At 59.4% G+C, this 17,324-nt stretch carries 14 protein-coding genes and 1 pseudogene; 8 read left to right on the forward strand and 7 right to left on the reverse strand.

Annotated elements, in window-relative coordinates; genetic code table 11:
- Window positions 1-381 precede the first annotated feature (381 nt).
- From AC1RLZ_RS30805 to AC1RLZ_RS30820, 4 genes are all read left to right on the forward strand, one after another.
- Complete coding sequence (locus tag AC1RLZ_RS30805) at window positions 382-1,443, forward strand: IS110 family RNA-guided transposase (protein ID WP_493191757.1); 1,062 nt, start codon at window positions 382-384, stop codon at window positions 1,441-1,443.
- A 414-nt stretch (window positions 1,444-1,857) separates the two neighbouring features.
- Window positions 1,858-2,325 (forward strand): hypothetical protein, encoded by a 468-nt coding sequence (locus tag AC1RLZ_RS30810; RefSeq protein ID WP_371420027.1) that lies wholly within the window; start codon window positions 1,858-1,860, stop codon window positions 2,323-2,325.
- Window positions 2,326-2,329: 4 nt separating this feature from the next.
- Window positions 2,330-3,040, forward strand: a complete 711-nt coding sequence (locus AC1RLZ_RS30815; RefSeq protein WP_371420028.1) for a P-loop NTPase family protein — start codon at window positions 2,330-2,332, stop codon at window positions 3,038-3,040.
- 5 nt (window positions 3,041-3,045) lie between these two features.
- The gene (locus AC1RLZ_RS30820; protein WP_371420029.1) at window positions 3,046-3,600 is read left to right on the forward strand and encodes a hypothetical protein; all 555 of its coding nucleotides are present in this window, start codon (window positions 3,046-3,048) and stop codon (window positions 3,598-3,600) included.
- 439 nt (window positions 3,601-4,039) lie between these two features.
- On the opposite strand, the gene AC1RLZ_RS30825 is transcribed toward AC1RLZ_RS30820, so the two are convergent.
- The 4 genes and pseudogenes from AC1RLZ_RS30825 to AC1RLZ_RS30840 form a co-directional block, all read right to left on the reverse strand.
- Window positions 4,040-7,543, reverse strand: a complete 3,504-nt coding sequence (locus tag AC1RLZ_RS30825; protein WP_493191758.1) for a DEAD/DEAH box helicase — start codon at window positions 7,541-7,543, stop codon at window positions 4,040-4,042.
- Window positions 7,530-8,312 carry a HamA C-terminal domain-containing protein gene (locus tag AC1RLZ_RS30830; protein WP_493191759.1) on the reverse strand — a complete coding sequence of 261 codons (783 nt, stop codon included), beginning with the start codon at window positions 8,310-8,312 and terminating at the stop codon, window positions 7,530-7,532. Before AC1RLZ_RS30830 ends, AC1RLZ_RS30825 begins: the two co-directional genes overlap by 14 nt.
- Window positions 8,299-9,565, reverse strand: a pseudogene (locus AC1RLZ_RS30835) (ATP-binding protein). Before AC1RLZ_RS30835 ends, AC1RLZ_RS30830 begins: the two are co-directional and overlap by 14 nt.
- A gap of 566 nt (window positions 9,566-10,131) precedes the next feature.
- Window positions 10,132-11,526, reverse strand: coding sequence for a type IV secretory system conjugative DNA transfer family protein (locus tag AC1RLZ_RS30840; protein ID WP_493191760.1), 1,395 nt, complete (start codon window positions 11,524-11,526; stop codon window positions 10,132-10,134).
- Window positions 11,527-11,661: 135 nt separating this feature from the next.
- On the opposite strand from AC1RLZ_RS30840, the gene AC1RLZ_RS30845 reads away from it, so the two are divergent.
- On the forward strand, window positions 11,662-11,982 hold the full coding sequence (locus AC1RLZ_RS30845) for a hypothetical protein (RefSeq protein ID WP_493191761.1): 321 nt from the start codon (window positions 11,662-11,664) through the stop codon (window positions 11,980-11,982).
- Window positions 11,983-12,066: 84 nt separating this feature from the next.
- On the opposite strand, the gene AC1RLZ_RS30850 is transcribed toward AC1RLZ_RS30845, so the two are convergent.
- On the reverse strand, window positions 12,067-12,369 hold the full coding sequence (locus AC1RLZ_RS30850; protein ID WP_371420454.1) for a DUF736 domain-containing protein: 303 nt from the start codon (window positions 12,367-12,369) through the stop codon (window positions 12,067-12,069).
- A 521-nt stretch (window positions 12,370-12,890) separates the two neighbouring features.
- Here AC1RLZ_RS30850 and AC1RLZ_RS30855 point away from each other — a divergent pair.
- Window positions 12,891-13,124 carry a ribbon-helix-helix domain-containing protein gene (locus AC1RLZ_RS30855; protein WP_493191762.1) on the forward strand — a complete coding sequence of 78 codons (234 nt, stop codon included), beginning with the start codon at window positions 12,891-12,893 and terminating at the stop codon, window positions 13,122-13,124.
- A 98-nt stretch (window positions 13,125-13,222) separates the two neighbouring features.
- Here the strand turns inward: AC1RLZ_RS30855 and AC1RLZ_RS30860 are convergent, their stop codons facing one another.
- Entirely contained in the window at window positions 13,223-13,552 is a 330-nt protein-coding gene (locus AC1RLZ_RS30860) for a hypothetical protein (protein WP_493191763.1), read from the reverse strand.
- Between the two features lie 331 nt (window positions 13,553-13,883).
- On the opposite strand from AC1RLZ_RS30860, the gene AC1RLZ_RS30865 reads away from it, so the two are divergent.
- Window positions 13,884-15,437: a hypothetical protein gene (locus AC1RLZ_RS30865; RefSeq protein ID WP_493191764.1), complete on the forward strand. Its 1,554-nt coding sequence runs from the start codon at window positions 13,884-13,886 to the stop codon at window positions 15,435-15,437.
- Window positions 15,438-15,868: 431 nt separating this feature from the next.
- On the opposite strand, the gene AC1RLZ_RS30870 is transcribed toward AC1RLZ_RS30865, so the two are convergent.
- Window positions 15,869-16,234, reverse strand: a complete 366-nt coding sequence (locus AC1RLZ_RS30870) for a hypothetical protein (protein WP_493191765.1) — start codon at window positions 16,232-16,234, stop codon at window positions 15,869-15,871.
- A gap of 98 nt (window positions 16,235-16,332) precedes the next feature.
- On the opposite strand from AC1RLZ_RS30870, the gene AC1RLZ_RS30875 reads away from it, so the two are divergent.
- Window positions 16,333-17,324 (forward strand): recombinase family protein (locus AC1RLZ_RS30875; protein ID WP_493191766.1); only part of this gene is annotated, 992 nt, incomplete at its 3' end.

The following is a 17,324-nucleotide window of genomic DNA, read 5'->3' on the forward strand; positions in this document are numbered from 1 at the left end:
GATTGCGAGGGCTCAATGCTAACGGATCTTTCGCGCCTCGAGCGCTGACCGCAATTACGTCATCGTGTTCAAATTTGGCTCTGACTTGCCGCTGTTCTTTCGTCTGGTGACGCGGGAGAAAAAACGCCGGACTGCGGACGCGTTGACTGCGGAGCCATCCATCACGACCGGAAAACGTGAAACGTAGCCAGCATCGACCAAGCCGGTGGCGCTTCACCTTGAGATTTTGATCGTGAGCACGAGGAAGCTTTGAATCCCTACGACAGCGTCGCTGACTACGCCTTTCCCCTCCCTTCGGTGCCAGCCTTTCGCTAATGAAATCATCGGATTCAACGTCTGTCAGCCGGGACATGAGGCTGAGCATCCCGGATGATGGTGTGGATGACACCCACTTCCCGGCATCAAGCGTGCCACAATTGTTGCAGAGGCAACAGCAAGGGGAGTCATCCACAATGCATCGACCAAGTGCATGGCGTTGATGCTGCAGGCAAGGTCATCGTCCGCAAAAAGCTCCGCCGATCGGAACTGATCGATTTCTTCAAGAAGCTTCCCGCGTGCCTGGTTGGTATGGAGGCTTGCGGTACAGCGCATTATTGGGGACGTGAATTGTCCCTGCTTGGCCACGATGTTCGTCTGATGCCGCCGGCTCACGTGAAGCCTTATGTCAAACGGGGCAAGAACGACGAGGTCGACGCCGAGGCGATTTGCGAGGCCGTCACCAGGCCGACGATGCGGTTCGTCCCGATCAAGACCGCTGAACAGCAATCGATCCTGATGCTGCACCGGACACGTGATCTGCTCGTGCGCCAGCGCACCATGCTGGTCAATTCGTTGCGGGGGCAGCTGGCCGAGTTCGGGTTGATTGCACCCCAGGGCATTTGGCGCATTCCCGAACTCCAGGCGTTGGCCCACGACACTGAAAGCTCGGTGCTGCCTGATCCCGCGCGAGCTTGCGCCGAACTGATCTTGATGCAGATCGAGGATTTGCAAGCGAGGATCAAAACGATCGAGCGAACACTGATGGCTCGCCACCGTGCGAACGAAATGAGCCTGCGGCTGGCAACGATTGCTGGCGTCGGCGTGATTACGGCCACAGCCATGGTCGCAACCGTCGCCGACGCCAGCGCATTCAAGTCCGGGCGTCACTTCGCAGCTTGGATCGGTCTGGTGCCGCAGCAAAATGGAACTGGCGGCAAAGTCCACCTCGGCCGGATCTCGAAGAAGGGCGAGCCTTACTTGCGACGCCTGCTCGTTCTCGGCGCAACGGCCGTAGTCCGCTACGCCCGCAACAAGCCGGACTTTGCGGGTTGGGTGAACGCGCTGTTGGCACGAAGACCGGCGCGCGTCGTAACGGTCGCGGTGGCGAATAAGCTTGCGCGCATCGTCTGGGCGATCATGCAACGCGGCGGGTCATTCCGGGAGAGATCGTTCGGCATTGCCTGAAGCGACTTGCTCACGAAAGTGGCTTGCCAACGAAGAGCCGAAAAATATAATTCGATTTACGATCACACGAATTGGTAGGAGCGACAACGACGTAATGGCATCCGGTCGATAAACCGAGGATCAGGACGCCCCGTACCTGTGCACGGACTTCGAGTCCGTTAACGATGATTGGGACCCGATCAGCGGACAGCCATTAAGGCCCGCGGTTCATATGATGATCCGCACCATGAGGCCGGACAGATGACCGCAACGACCAACTGCCGCGACGTCGAAATAGTTCTTGCCATGTGGGTGTCATCCACAGATGCACAGGTGTGCCCCAAATTATACTAGTATTTTAATAGTAAGCTGACTAGTAACCACTAGTTACTCTAGTTCTGGCTAGTTCGGGTTTTGATGCCTAGGTCTTGCGTCATGACCTTGGATCTCAAGCGGCTTCGTGCCGACGCCGCAAAATTACAGACCACGCAATCGAAGCGCGTATCCATGCGCGAGACGACCGGGACCACCAAGGCGATACGCGCTGCTCTCCCGGAAATCTACAAGCTGCGCGATCAAAAAACTGAGTGGTCCGTCATCGCGGCTGCCTTGGCCGCCCAAGGCGTCGTCCAGGGCAAGGACCGGACTCCGCTGACCACGAACCGGCTGACGGCGCTTGTTCGTCAGATCGAACATCAGGCTGAGAAACGGCAAGCCAAGCAATTGAACAAGAAGGGCTCGATGGCACGGCCACGCAAAAATGCATTGCAAATTAGGCATCTATCCCTGTCACCCGATTTGAAGGCAGATACGCGTGCGGCCGATGAGCGGCCGTCTCAGAGCGAAGACGAGATCCGGCGTCTTGCCTTTGAGCGCGTTCAACGGATGACAGAGAAAGACTAGTACCATGCCGCGTATCCTTTTTAGCAGCCAGGAGAAGGGCGGAGTCGGCAAGACCCTCATCGTCCGCGCACTCGCCGAAGCAGTCGAGGGCGCGCCCATCATTGAAATCGATGCCAGCCACCGGCTTCTCGAACTCGAGGCGCGGGTCAGCTTCTTTCAGATGCGTGCCGACCGCGAGGCAATCGAGCGAACCGGGGGCCGTGCCGCCCGTGCCGAGTTCGATGCCGTGCTTGAGGCTCTGTCGAAAGCGACGCTGCCGACGATCGTCGATGTGGGCGCCAATACCTCGGTCTCGTTGTTCACGATGTTGGCCGATGTCGCGCCCGAACTCGCCGCCGAATTCGCGGTGTGCGTGGTCGTGACCAATGAGCCCGGTGCTATGGTCGAGACGCCCCGACTCCTCGCTCTTGCGAAGCCCTGGACTGCGGCGCGGTTCGTTGTGGAGAACCGGCTTCATGGCAATGTCGACCCAAAATGGCTCAAGGCCAAGGCGGGCGACGCCACCGTGAGTTCGCTGGAGGCCCAGTCGCTGGAGGACGGCGCGGAGGGCTATCTCCAGGCTGGCGGACTCGCGATCGTGGATCAGCTGAACCCGAATAAACTGCGCGAAGCGCACGGGATCGGGCCTGGTCTTCGCATTCGGCGTGATCTCGCAAAGTTCCGGCTGGAAGCGATGCGCGCGGTCAAACCCGCGGCTGAGTGGCTGGTGGGGTGACTCAAATGGCAAAGCCCTCGAAGATGCTGAATGCGAGCTATGAGAAGGCCGAGGCGGTAGCGACAGCCTCGGCCGAGGCCGTCGCGCAGGCCAGCAAGAAGAGGCTGTCGGCGCTCCTCGCTCTATCGCGTCAAGAAAGGTTCGACCATCTGCAGGACCCTCTGCTGACGCCTGCCGACGTATTGGCGTTGACGCAGTCGTTACGCACGGCGACGACACCGAAAATCCATCAGCCGGTTTTGCCGAAGCTCAGACGGTGGGGGCGCCGTCTAAATTTCCGCTTCCTTATTTCGCCGGCAATGATTGCATTGGTTGTTATGACCACCGCATACGCGGCCCTTGTCTGGTCCCGTACACCGACAAAGGTGACGGTGACGAAGACGGTTCAAGTGTCGTTATGGTACCCCGACCGCGGATGGGTTTTAGGATTCTTGGACCCTGGCATTCCCTGGTCGCTCATCCGCACTGAGGGGGATCAGGCGATTATCCGAAGCTGGGTGCCGCCAGCCGGATATCAGGAATTCGGCATACCGGCTTCGATCGTCAAACAGGCGCTCTGATCGTCGGGTACTATCGATCCTTTCGGAGGGCTCTCTGCGGATTTGATCCGCGCGCTGGCCCAACGGTTATCGAGAGGTCGTTCGGACGCCGGCCGGCTAAGAGCCAAGAGCAACTGAAAATGCGCGGGCCTGATGAGCATAGCGCCTGCGCTACCATCACGAAATGGGGACTGACCGATCGTCGTCTGTTAATCCAAGACCTATTCGTGACGGGCCTCCTCAACACCTAACGGATTGCGATGAGATGTTACGCGCGTCGGCACAGAAGGATCTGTCACCCCGTTCGCATAAATAGCATACTTGCGATGGTCAAAACCAATACGAAAGCCAAGCGAGGCGAAACCGCGTCCAAAGTCCTATAATCGCTGCCATCGAGTTGAGACCAAACGCGGCGTAGGCTTGCAACAAGCTGAGTATAGAGCATGGCTACCGCTCTCCGTTACGCATCAGCCTGCGGCCAGCGCAGTTTTCCGCGGCCGACGCGCAAGGCTTCCACCAGCCTGGTGTTGCCGGCCAATCTACCCGAGAAGAGGCTGGGCTTGGGATCGACAGCCGACTTCTTGAATGCGGCGACCCGCTGGTAGTCGGGCGTCGCCAGCCAGGTCCGCCCGTCACCTTCGTCGGTGACGATTCGATAGAGGCCGGCAGGCGGGTCGGCCGCGATGTCCAGCAGGCGCTTATAGTGTTCGACCGACCACTTCTGGATGCCGCCGCTGAGGGCTTCGGTGCGGAAGCGAGCCCATAGCGCGGCAGTGTCGGGTGTGGGCCAGTCGCCAGCGTCGGTGTAGGCCGTGATCTCGTCGGATTCGAGCCAGGCCCGCATCTCGGCGGGCGTGACGAAAACAGGCTTGGCATCTTCGATCGCCGCCATGGCCGCCCGCCGCGACGGAAGGCCCGCACGGATCAGCATTGACATCATGAATTGCGGGACGCCGGTTTCGACCGCCGCTGCGGCGCCGCCCGCCACCATCTGCGGCGACCAGCCGAGGGACATGCGGCGTGTACGGACAGCTTCCAACGCCCAGACTAAACGATAGGTGAAGGCCTCTTCGACAGCCCGCATGTTCTGCGGTCCGATCTTGGCGACGTCCTCGCCCGAGACCCAACTGCGCAGAACGGCTTTCCAATTCGCCGGCAGCGTGTTCGCCTTGTCGGGGATGAAGGGCCGCATAAACAGCAGGCGCTCCCCGAGGCTGCCAAGCGCATCGACGAGTTTGTCGATATCTCCGCTCAGCGCCGCTCCGTCAGCCCGGTCGAGGAGTTCGGCCAGCTCGTCGGCCATGGCGTCGATGGTGAGGCCAGCTTCAAGCCCGACGCCCATGGCGAAATGTCCGCGCCGCGCCTGCGCCGTGGTGGTCTTCCAGATGAGATCGGCGCGCGCCACAAACACTTTCTTGTGCAACGGGGCGACGTCCTCCTCCTCGCGGGCGATCTGGCGGGCCCAGAGCGATCCCTTGAGCGCCTCGTCCAAGAGCTTCGGTAGCTCGGCGCGATCAGAGTCGAGTGCTTCGATCAGCCCGAACACGGTCGCATCGAGACGCTCGACGATTTGCGAAAGCGACTCCTCGTCAATGGTCTCTTCCTCATCATCGCCGCCGTCTTCATCGTCATCGCTATCGGTGTCGTATTCCGCGCCTGCCGCCAGGCGCTCGGCGACCTCGGCTTCCTCCTCGGGAGATCTCCAGGCTTCACGGGCATTGGCGAGATATTCCCAGGCATCATCGCGATCCAGGACACCTTCGCGGGACAGACGCTCAAGGATCACGGCGACGATCTGAATGAGGCCACTCTTTAGTGTGCGGGCCTTGGCGGAGGCGACCAGCTTTCGCCACTCCTTCTTTCGCCAATCGATCTTATCGAACATGACATGGACGATGAGGCCTTCGACGTCCACGAAGGCGCGGCCAGCGCGGCCAGCGACATTCGCGAACTCCTCGCCTTTGATTTTCTCGGACGCCCGATACAGCGCTGGCACCAACAGGACGGCGGCGTTCAGATTGAGGCCCTGCGACAGCGTCGGCGACGCGACGATGACCTTCAGGACACCGTCGGACAGAAGGGCCTCCAGTTCACGTAAGAACGGGTTTGGCAGCCGGCCATGGTGGATGGCGACGCCCGCCTTCAGGCAAGCGACAGCGGGATGGTCCTCGCCCAACCATTCCTTGCCCACCTCCAAGGCACGCGCGATCGACGCTTCGTCATCCAGCAGCGAATCCAGATAGCCACGCTTGCAGAGGTCCACGACCTGCTTGCCGTAGCTCTCGACCCAATTCGCCTGGGTGGAGAAGATCAGGGTCCGCTTGCCCTGGCCTGCGAATTCCCAAGCCGCGAACAAGGCGAGGTGCGAGTTCTTGCGCGGATAGGGCTTCTTCTCCTTCCCGCGCGCTGGTTTCTGCACGACGAATTTGTCGAGGAAGGGCCCGTCGTCGTCAAGATCGAGCCGGAGCAATGCGTCCTTGCCTCGCCAGGAGAGCGCGCCGAACCGCTGCCGTGTCGGGCGCCAGTCGGAGCGCACCGGCTCGCCCGGTTCGTCGGAGCGTATCCAGGCGGTGAGATCATCCAGCTCATCGCCGCTCGGCAGGATGGCGGAGAGGCAGACGATGCGGCGTTCGCTCGCGTCGGGGCGCCGAAGTAGGCGCTGCACGAGCGTCTCGTAACGGATTTCGCGCTCGCTCGGGCCGATCATGTGGCCTTCGTCGAGGACGATCAGGCCGACATCATCGATCAGCGACGGATCGCTTCGCAGCGCGAAGTCGAGCTTCTCGGGTGTCGCGATGATGATCTCGCGGGTGCGCAAGGCGTCTTCGTCGCCAGCTGAAAGACCGCTGGCGCCGTAAAGGGACGAGACGCTGAATCCGAGGGGCGCGAAGGTCTTTCTAAAGGACCGCTCGGTCTGGGCCGACAGCGCGCGCAGCGGCGTCACAATCAGCACCCTGCGCTCCGACGACAGCGTCATCAGCGCGGCGATCTCGGCCACCCGCGTCTTGCCGGCGCTGGTCGGCAAAGCGACGACCAGATCGTCAGTAACGTCCGTGGAACGCTGGGCCGCTTCGCGCTGCGATGGCCATAGCTCCACCTCGGAAGTTTTTCGCGCGTAGAGCGACGAGATGAAGAGCCGTCGCAGGTCCGGGTATTTTTCCTCCGTCCCCGCTGGCGGCTCCGTCGGCAGGGTCTGGTGCAGCGAATGGTGCCAGAGGTCGTCGATCAGGTGGCGGCAGAGGTTCGAAATCCACCACAGCGGCACATTCTCCGCATTGTCCGCCAGACTGACCGCTGTGGCGAGCAGCGTCCGTGCGGTCTCGATCGGCTCGGGCTCGCCTGTCTCGAGCGCGAAGTCAAAGTGCGCCAGAGCCCGGCAGATCGTCGTGTTGAGGATGGTCGATAGCACCTCGTCGATGTCTGGTTCTTCGCCCCGTAGCGCCTCGGCGACCTGCTCATCACCATGAGCCCCATCGTCCAACCAATCGCGAACGAAGCCACGCAACTGGCCGAGATCACGTAGGATCAGGTGTCGAATCGCCGCTTCGCCCGGCGAGGCATTGAGATCGTCCGCAGTCTCGTTGAAGAGCGAATAGGCGACGGCTGAGAAGCCGGCGAGATGATAGGCCGCGGCAGCGATGGTGCGGCGGAAGCCGCGATCAGGCGATTCTGGATCACCATTGCGCACCAGGGCTTCGAAGGCGTTGGCAGCGCGCTCGAACGCCTTGCTGGTCAGATCCGAAGCGCCAGCTTGAGCACGGAGGGCCATCGCGCCCCGCAATAGGGCGAAGCCATGTTCGGCGAGATCGGTTTCGATTGTCGCGCCGAGGGGCGGCGCATTCGGTGGCAGCACGCCTTCCTCGCGCATCAGCGACCAGGCCGCGCCGCGATATAGGAGGCGCCCAAGGATGCCGTCGGCGGTCGCGGTCGCCAGGAATACCATCAGTTCATCAATCGTCTCCAAGATCTACCGCCTCCTGATATATGGCCGCGATGAAGTCCTGGTGATCTTCCACGTGGATGTTCACGACGTAATGGTCCCGGTTGCCCCCTGTCGCGTCGAGGTCCTCCTTCAGCGAGGCGTGCGGGCCGTTACCCGACACGGTGAAGATCATATGGTCGATACGATCGGCGCGAAGCGACTTCAGGCCCACCTCGTCACGGAGGCTGCGGCCCAGCGTGTTGTCGTCCTGATCGGTGCTCTCCAACAGGCGGTTGGCGACGAACAGCAGGGAGTCGGGCGTGCAACGGCCGTTGTCGCGATCCAGCACCTTGCGGGCGCTCGTGACTGTGGATTTTCCAAGAACCTTGTTGCTCTTGGCTTCGCCTTTCAGAAGCCAGAGCTTCTCTCCGGCCCCATCGTATCCGGCGCCGATGAAGTCATCGCCGCGCATGGCCATGTTGCGGCCGTCCTTATAGCGGAGACGGCGCACGGGAACGCGCAGACCGATCTCTTCCTCGACTAGCTCCGTTGCGAGAATCTCGCCGAGATCGCCGGACCGGCCCTTGGTGGTTTGCGGCATCGCTTCACTAAGAATCGCGGCGGCGACCTTGTATCCGAGCCGGTCCACGTCTTCGGCAATGCGTTCGAGTCGATCGTAATGCGAGCGGATGGTCTCGGCGAGGCCATCGCGAATTTCCTCGCGTCCGCCGTCCTTTTCGACATACGTCCAATACCGCTTCCGCTTGTCCTTTTTCTTCGTTGCTTCGCACCACTTCTTATATAGCCCCACGCGACGCTCCCTTGCCTGTCTTGTTCGTCAGTGCCTTTCCATTCCAGAGGCTCGACAACGGCACCGCCGCCAGCCTGTCGCCAAACGGCACGACGTCCGCGCTGTCGTAAAGGACGACGCCGAAGGCAAAGCGGTCTCCGCACGCCTCGGCCAAGGCCCGTAGGCCGCCGAAATCACCGGCTTTGACCGTCGCGCTCGCCTTGACCTCAATGCCTGCGATCATCCCGTCATCGCGTTCCAGCACGATGTCCACCTCGCGCCCGTCCCTGTCCCGAAAATGGTGCGGCGTCAGCCGCAGGTCCGAGGCCGTCATCAGCTTCAGAACCTCCGCGAACACGAAGCTTTCCAGCAGCGCGCCGAATGTGCTGCGATCCGCCTTGACCCTGTCGAAGGAAAGACCGCGCACAGTGGCAAGCAGGCCGGAATCGAGGAAGTGCAGTTTCGGGGTCTTGACGATGCGCTTCAGGGCATTGGTGAACCAAGGTTGCACCGTCGCGATCAGGAACACCTGCTCAAGCAGCCCGACATATCGCTGCCCCGTCTTGTGACTGACGTTGATGCCGGCGCCGAACTGCGAATAATTGACCAACTGGCCGGAGTGCTCGGCCAGCAGCCTTACGAATTTCGGAAGTTCCGTCAGCTTCTCGACATCAGCGATATCCCGCAGATCGCGCGTCAGCACCGATGTGAGATAGGATCTCGCCCAGTCCTGCCGCCGGCGCTCGCTGTCGCGGCTAATCGCTTCGGGGAAACCGCCGAGCAGGACAATCTGGACAAGATCGTCGCCCAGGATTGCCTCCCCCTGGCTCCGGAGCTTTCCTGCGAAGAGATGCTCCAGGAAAGTCGGCGTCCGGCCTTCGACCTCGGCCCTTGCGAGCGGCAGCATCTGGATGGTCTCCATCCGACCGGCCAGGCTGTCGGCGACCCTCGGCCAGCACGTTCGCCGAGCCGGTTAGCAGGAAGCGACCCGGCCGATAGTCCTCGTCGACGGTCTTCTTGATGGCCAGCAGCAGGTCAGGCGCGCGCTGGATCTCGTCGATGATGGCCCGGTCGAGGCCGCGGATGAAGCCGGCGGGATCAGACCGGGCGGCCTCAAGGACCGTTTGATCGTCGAGCGTGATATAGCTCCGCCCGGCTTCACCCATTTTTCGGACAAGCGTGGTCTTGCCGGCGCGGCGCGGTCCTACGATCAGGACCACCGGCGTATCAGAAAGGGCTTCCTCCGCCCGTCGCTCCACAAACCGCTCGAACATGCCGTCTCCGAATCCGGAAGATTGGAACTATTGGCGTCGGCTGATTGGGAGTCAATGGTCCGCTAATTGGAAGTATGTGAACCGCGATCTGGAAGCCTGGAGGGGAAGGCCTTCCCCCTGGTCGGCGCCGCAGTCGCCGACGCACCCCCTTCTGCGGGGATATCCCCGCAACACCCCTTTTAGAGTGAGAGTGCGGACCGGGTTTCCGTGACGGGTTGAAAGCTGGACAGAGGCCTCCGGCGCCCGTCGCGGAGATCCCCGATGTCCAGCAAGACCGCTTTGCCACGCCCCGGCCACGACCGGGCGACCCTCTATGACGAAATCACCGAGGGTTCGGCAAGCCGGTAGCAGGACCGGCGAACTGGTCGTCCGCGACAGTACTACCGGTCGCGAGCGCCAGCGGATTGTTCAGTCGCGCAAAGGCCGCTGCAAATCTAGGCAGATGGCCGCTGGCTGATGACGCCGGCCTTGGACATTCTACGGATGTACCCTATTCGAATTTTGATCGCACGTGTCCTGACAAGGGCGTTGACCGCCCTTGTCTTAACTTACCATGCGCTATGCCTTTAGATCCGCCCCACGGGCGGGACTTTGATGATCAAGTTCTCGAAGCGCGGGTCGTTATGGGCCACGGTTTTCCAAAGCCGCACGGGATGGCGGGCGTAGAACGGACTGTTCGGGAAGACGATGAGCTCCTTGCTGTCGAGCGTCGTAAGCTCTTCCTTCGTCATCAGCCGGGCTTCTTGCGTGGCAGTCGACGTCGTCGCTGCACCGTTTTGGCCCACCCCCATTGATTTGGACTCAACGAGCGCCGAAAAACTCCCCAGTGCTCGCGACCAGCGATCACTTTCCTCGGGATCGGTGGCGGGCACGTCGAACAGGACGACGATGTCGGCGGTGCTCATGAGCGTGCGCGCGCCGGATTCGCCGTAAGTTGTGACCATCTGTGCGCGGTCCTGCCAGATCGTCCACAGGCTGGCACCATGCCCGGGGAGTTCGCCACTGGCTTTGAGGATCGCATCGAAACGGCCGAGAGTGCTGGCCTCGTCGATGAAGATCACCATGCGCTCCGCGGGATGATGTTCACGGACCGTATCGAAGATATCTCCGAGCAGCCAGCGTACGAAGGGGGCCAGCGCCACATTGTCCCGGCTGGGGATAGCCACGAACAGATCGACATCGCCGCGCGCGAGATCGGACAGTTCGAACGAATTGCTCGTGACCATTTTGGCGGGCCGTTCGTCGTTCAGCCACGAAAATGCCTGTGCAGCCGTCGAGACGATGGTGTCGCGCCCCTTAGGTTCGCTCTCCATGATCATCAGAGCGGCTTGTGCTGCGGGCATCGCCTTGTGTTGCTTGAGACCATCGAGCAGATCTTCGTGCGCGTTCAACAACCGCAACACTTCCGGGACATTTGGCGACTTCGAATGCAGGGCGACAATCATGACGCCGACAATGAGATCGACAGCGCGATTGTTGAAATAGGTAGCGGCAGCATCACCGCCGCCGGTGAGTTCGGGCAGAAGAATTCTCGCGATATGCTGCAAGTAGAGGACGTCCTTCGGGTCGACATGGGCGAGCGGGTTCCAGCTATCTGTGCCACCCACAAGTCCCAGCGGATCGAGGCACCGCACAGTGCGTCCCAGTTTCCGCCGGCGTTCCGCCACTGCGCGATAGGCGTCGCCTTTAGGATCGATCACAACTGCCGGTCCGAGCCATGCCTCAATTTCTGGGTAGGCCAGGTTCGGGATCAACAGCCCCGACGATTTGCCCTTTCGCGGTGGCGCGATCGTCAGCAGATTGCCTTCGATCGAGACGCGCACGGCGTGACCACTGGTCTTGCTAATGCCCAATTCTAGGCCGGTGGTCATCTTGCCGACCTCAGCCGGCGTCGCCCATCGCGCCGCCCCATGGATGCCGATCGGATCGCGCTTGAGTGCGGACTTCTTGGTCCGGATCATCAGCAAAGCGAGAACGCAAAATGCGCCCACTGTGACACCGAGATAGAGAAGACCGCCGCCTGCGAAGTCCTCGGATCGCCTGGTAAGCATCGACCAGTATGGCGAAACAAGCTCGCCGACTTTGAACGTCAAGACATGGTCGATCCAGATCCTGGGCTGAATGGCGCTCGGCGGCCACGCTGCCGGGTCGGCACCATGTTGAGCCATCATGGCCAATGGATATCCGAAGAGGATGATACTCAACACAGTCAGGACGACAACGCCCAAATTCCATATCATGCGAAACATTCTAAACTCCACATCTGCAGCATCCCTTCGCTTTGCGCTCCGATGCTGCGCGGCCTCGTACTAGCGATCGTCAATCCGCATGTTATTTGTGGACATCCGATGCATGTCGAAGCTCTTAACGCGGCGAAGCGCGGAATGGCAGGCCTGAAAAATGCAATGCAAATTTGATCGCCGGTCTTGATCCCGTCGACTTTATTCGCACAGCGCTCAGAGCAAAGAAATGGCGCGGCCGAGATGGCCGCGCCGAAGCTCTTAGTCAGCGTTGCGGCGTGACCAGATCAGTGCATGTTCACCGTCTCGGCCTTCAACGAGGCTGGCGAAGATCGGGTTTGCAAAAGTCGGATCATCGAGGCGGACAAAGAAATATTCGCGCCCGTCCTTGCGGGCCTTCTTCCAGGCTGCACCAAGCTCGATGTCTCCGCTGAGGATGCGGAAGTCGGGTCCTTTGTCGGTGCGTGGCAGGGCCAAAAATTCTGCACCGATCGACAGCGACAGCGTCTTGAGGTTGCCGATGAAGCGGTTGTTGGTCTTCGTAAAGGTGCCGATGGTCGTCATGATCGATTTCCCGTTCGTTTTCGAGTGCCGCCTAATTGCGTTCTCGATGACGGCCCTGACGACGACAGGCGATCGACCTGCACCTTGAGGCCGAAGCAACGCGGAGGATGGCGGAAGCTGACCTTTTTGTCTCGCGCGAGGAGCCAAGCAAAGCGCGGCGGGGAAAAAGGTCGAGCGCCGCCGTTGCAGGGATACGATCGAGGGCAAAGCCCGACCTGTCGGCGATACCGTCCATCATCCGAGAACTCACCCAAGCGGAACCGACGCGGGAAAGCTCATTCGACCGCACCACCGAAGTCGGTCTTGACCGGAACGGACCTGCCGTCAGTCGCACTCGATCCGTGTGGAAGCGCATGCGCGGGCCGCTCCCCTACGGGACTTGCGTTGACAATCTGGAATGTGGCATGCGGAGATGGGCTGGCCAAACAGCACCGAGCGGACTGGAGCGCCGACGATAAGGCCAATCAGCCGTCGGTCTGTCCATGCGCTGACGTTATGGAATGTGATAAGCGGAATTCGATATGAAATCTGCTGTAAAAAAGCGTTCGGTTGCTGTTAGCGACCACAGGACAGGTGTTGTCCTCGATAATGAATTCTGGGATTGTCTCGATGAGATTGCAGCGGTCAAAGGCTTATCCATCAGAGTCTTGATATCTCAAATCGACGCCAGTCGCACCTCCAGTAATCTATCTTCGAAAATCCGCGTCTTCGTCCTCGATCACAACAGAACCGAACACCCGGCCCAGCGCGACTGATTTACGTCGAGAAGGAACGCTACGTGTATTACCAGCTCTCCGGAAACATCTGAGGTGCAATTGAAGGCAGGTCGGGCCTTAGTCCGACCTGCTGTTTGTTAGCCAACCTTGGTGGTCTGGAAGGCCACTACGATCCGCTCGAAGAGCGTGCGCGGCGGATAGATCACGCCGGCCAGCCTCAAGGCCGTCACGATCTTCAAGGCGCCCTCGAACTCCGTCAGCAGGATTGCCAACTCTTCGGGAGTGACGTGGGTCGCACCGAAGTCGTGCGGGATGTTGTCGTCGAACGCGTCCATCGTGACCTTGGTCGCGAACTGCCGGGCCCAGTCCACCTGCATGGGGTTGGGCGTTTTGCACGGCATTGCCATGCGCTGGAGCTCTTCTTCGAGCGAGTGGGAGACTGCCATGATCGCGGGGTGCACGGGCATGTCGTTGCCTTTCGGTTATCAGCAGGGCGGAATGCCGTGCTGTGCGATCGGCTTAACGCTTCCGAACAATGACATTCAATCAAACAAGATGCATTGCAAATTCGGTGTCGGACACTGTGCTGCTTATCGCATGAAGCATGATGAAAACCGGCGAATGGACGCGTGTAATACATTAAAATCGTGATCGGCGGACAGCTTTGACGAATAGCGATAATTTGACAGATCGATTTCACGCTATCTGAATTTGTCTGGTCCATAGGGAGGAGGTCGCTTTTGCGGCAATTCTTCGACCTTCGAGATCCTCGCAATCGTACCGGGATTAACCATCACCATGTCGCTGTCATCGCTGCGTAAAGCCGCCAGTATTTCGGACGAGATTGATAGCTATGACGAAAGGGAAATCCCCCCGGAATTGCAGGAGCCTCCCGAGGCGCGCCCGGGCGATGTGAACTACGTCCACTCGGTGTTCTACGATCCCGGCCGATTCGAAACGTTTCCCGACAGACTGGTGGCACAGGTGCGTGACGCCTTTCCAGATCAGCCATTGTGGCGGCCTGAGGCAGTGCATCCGGCAAGTTTGCACGGGCGCATGGTCGTTTACAGTTCGCTTCAAACCGAAAAATTTCTCCGAGACGGTTATGTCGCCGAGCTAGAGCCTCCGACCTTCAAGGGCGGCAAGGCGCCCAAGCGTTCGCCCGCAAGCCAGTTGGCTTGGGACGCGTTCTTGGTAAACGCGTCCTTTGCTGAGGCCATAGCCGACGCCATTCATAAATGCCACGATCAGTACGGTTTGGACCTCGTCTTCAAGAATCCCGTTGTCAGCGCTCTCGCGCCAATCGTCGGAAAGTTCGCTAAAGGTAAACCGAAAATCGGCCCGACCGTGCTTTGCAGCCATGGAAAACTATTGGTTGGTCCACGGGCTATCTTGGCGTTGCCAAGAGCCAACAGACAGGCAGTCATCGCTTATCCGGCGGAGCCGACAACAGTCAGCACGATATCGAAAAGTGGGCGCGAACTTTATAGCCTTTGGACAAGTGATAGTCGGATTGCAATTCGCCGGCGCGTTCTCAAAGAGATTCGTTCATGGCTTGCTCACCCGAATCTAGACTTTGATCCAGAGGGCGCTTTGCTGTGGGCGCTTCAGACCGTGGCCATTCTGCGTGTCCAGGCAACCGATTGGAAGGGACGTGAACGTCGCAGCTACGTACTCAGCCAGCGGGTCCGAATTGCAGATGGCGATCCAGAGCAGCGAACCAAATCTGAGGACGACCAGATCGAGTTCGCCAAGCTGGTGGACGGACTTCGTGGTCGCCGCAACGACGTCTGTCCGATCGAAATCAGGCGAGCACCTGTCACAGCCCGTGCTGACGTCATTTCTATGATGGCAGGTGGTATTGGCTTGGAAGACGAAGCGATTTGGCAAGATGATCTTGTCCATCGCGATAATCTCGCCCGCCAGAATCTCGGTAGTCTGGCCGCCTGGATCGGTCAGTTAAAGCGCTTTCATTGTGCCACGCTGAGCACTGGCCTCGCGCGATTGATCGAAGAGATCGTCACGGATTCTCCGAACACGCTTCTAGAACTGGATCTCACCGGGGATGATTGGTCGAGTGTAAACCTCGTGCGTGCTCAGTTGTCCGATCTCATCTGGCGCACTCTATTCGAAGCTGTGCTATACAATGATCGAGGCGTGACTGAGATCGAGGTCCGCTACGAATGGAATGACGTGCCTACCGAGCCCGCCGTGATCGTGCCCCCTCGAGCTGGACAAGATGCCGACGTCATTACCATCGCGGGGCCGCTGCTCGATCTATCGCCAGCGCGCCGTGCGTGGTGGCGGCAGCAGGTCGGGCAATTTCGTGCGATCGGCTCGCTTACGGTCTGATGACGGCCGAAGCATTTCAATCAGATCTCAATGCTCTTCAGGGAAGTCGGCCCATGGGTTCGACTTCTCAATTCTCCGACAAATAACGCAGCGAAAGTCGACCGAATACATACGGCGTACTATAAAAACGCGTTTCATGGTGGCGGGTAAAATTCCGGCATCGTTGCTGTGAAGGGTCTCTTACCTAAATGCATGCCAGGTCAAACATTTCAGCGCTGTCCATCTGAGCGAAGCGGATAGCTCCAATCAGGCTGACTTTAATCAGATCCTCACATCCACTCGTCGGCCCAGATACGCTGCGTCGACAGTCAGCTATCTGATCTAACCGGATGGCAGATTTGACCGAATATCTACGGCGACGGGAAAACGGCACGCCACATCGAGTATAGACAGCTATCTGACAAACGGGACGCTATTTCACGCGATCTTCTTCACCGTTTATCTTCCATCAGCTCTTTAAATTTTCGAAGTGATCGCGACATTTCATCGCAAATCTTGTGCAATTTTACGCCTGAAACAGCATTGTCGCGCTCGGTCAAGGTAAGAATCACTTCAAAAACGTTTTCGGAATGACAGGCCAGCAAGAGCAGGTGCTCGCCCCGCGGGCCGGACGATCCGTTTAGCCAATTCTTGATCGTTCGTTCGCTCGCGCCGGTCCACTGCCGCACCCTTTTGTTGGCTTGATGTGTTGGCCCGAGCTCGCTTCTCAGTGCTTGTCGAATTGCCCGCGCGTAGACGAGACGTGGCGTGTTTTCGCCGCTGCCATTGCGGAAAATTCTGCCCCTTTTAGGCAACATTCTGCCCATCCCTTCCAATTAGATGTGGAGAGCGGAAGATTGACGGCAAATAACTTTCGGCCAACGAAACCTTTCGGTGAAAATGGTTGGGAAATCCCTTGAGACAGAGCGATCCCGGAAAGAATCACGCGACCGATCCCGAGCGGCCGGGTCCGCCGCTGGCTCTCGTACGCGCTGCCGAATATGTTCGGATGTCTACCGAGCATCAAAAGTATTCCACGGATCTCCAATCGGAAACGATCAGGCATTATGCGAGCCAGCGTGGATTGACGATCGTTCGGACATATGCCGACGAGGGTCGCAGTGGGCTGAATATTGAAGGTCGCGTGGGCTTGCAGTCCTTGCTGGCTGATGTGGAAAGCGGGACCGCAGATTTCTCAGTCGTCGTTGTCTACGACATTAGCCGCTGGGGGCGTTTCCAGGATTCTGATGAGGCTGCTTCATATGAGTATCGATGCCGGGCGGCAGGGGTCAACGTCGCTTACTGTGCCGAGCAATTTGAGAATGACGGTAGTATCGGATCTGACGTCCAGAAGGTTGTTAAGAGGCGAATGGCGGCGGAGTACAGCCGCGACCTGTCAATTAAGGTCCACGCAGGCCAATGCAACCTGATCAGAAAGGGTTTCCGTCAAGGCGGTCCACCGGGCTTCGGCTTACGTCGGGAGTTGATGGATGAAAGTGGCAACTCAAAAGGCGAACTGCACCGCAAACAACATAAAAGTATTCAAACTGATCGTGTTGTTCTAGTACCGGGGCCAGAAGCGGAAACCGATATTGTCAGGAGCGTCTATCATAGCTTCGTCGCTGATGGGCGTACTGAGTCCGAGATTGCTGCAGGGCTCAACGAGAAGGGAGTTACCACTGACCTCGGACATTCCTGGACCAAAGGCACGGTCCATCAGCTTCTCATCAACGAGAAATACATCGGCAACAACGTCTGGAACAGGCGGTCCTTCAAGTTAAAGCGGCGCCGTGTCCAAAATGAACCTGCACTATGGGTACGCGCAGACGGCGTGTTTGAGGCCGTCGTCGACCGAGCGCTTTTTGAAGCTGCAGCAGAGATCATACGCGCAAGATCACTGCGTTTGAC

The sequence above is a fragment of the Tardiphaga sp. GW822-FHT04G09 genome (assembly GCF_058800725.1).

Excerpts from the sequence above, each read along its gene's own strand:
- AC1RLZ_RS30870 (WP_493191765.1), bottom strand. The coding sequence starts at position 16,234 with ATGTTGCCTAAAAGGGGCAGAATTTTCCGCAATGGCAGCGGCGAAAAC.
- AC1RLZ_RS30840 (WP_493191760.1), bottom strand. The coding sequence starts at position 11,526 with ATGATCCGGACCAAGAAGTCCGCACTCAAGCGCGATCCGATCGGCATC.
- AC1RLZ_RS30810 (WP_371420027.1), top strand. The coding sequence starts at position 1,858 with ATGACCTTGGATCTCAAGCGGCTTCGTGCCGACGCCGCAAAATTACAG.
- AC1RLZ_RS30805 (WP_493191757.1), top strand. The coding sequence starts at position 382 with ATGACACCCACTTCCCGGCATCAAGCGTGCCACAATTGTTGCAGAGGC.
- AC1RLZ_RS30855 (WP_493191762.1), top strand. The coding sequence starts at position 12,891 with ATGAAATCTGCTGTAAAAAAGCGTTCGGTTGCTGTTAGCGACCACAGG.
- AC1RLZ_RS30820 (WP_371420029.1), top strand. The coding sequence starts at position 3,046 with ATGGCAAAGCCCTCGAAGATGCTGAATGCGAGCTATGAGAAGGCCGAG.
- AC1RLZ_RS30850 (WP_371420454.1), bottom strand. The coding sequence starts at position 12,369 with ATGACGACCATCGGCACCTTTACGAAGACCAACAACCGCTTCATCGGC.
- AC1RLZ_RS30845 (WP_493191761.1), top strand. The coding sequence starts at position 11,662 with ATGGTCGATCCAGATCCTGGGCTGAATGGCGCTCGGCGGCCACGCTGC.
- AC1RLZ_RS30865 (WP_493191764.1), top strand. The coding sequence starts at position 13,884 with ATGTCGCTGTCATCGCTGCGTAAAGCCGCCAGTATTTCGGACGAGATT.
- AC1RLZ_RS30860 (WP_493191763.1), bottom strand. The coding sequence starts at position 13,552 with ATGCCCGTGCACCCCGCGATCATGGCAGTCTCCCACTCGCTCGAAGAA.
- AC1RLZ_RS30815 (WP_371420028.1), top strand. The coding sequence starts at position 2,330 with ATGCCGCGTATCCTTTTTAGCAGCCAGGAGAAGGGCGGAGTCGGCAAG.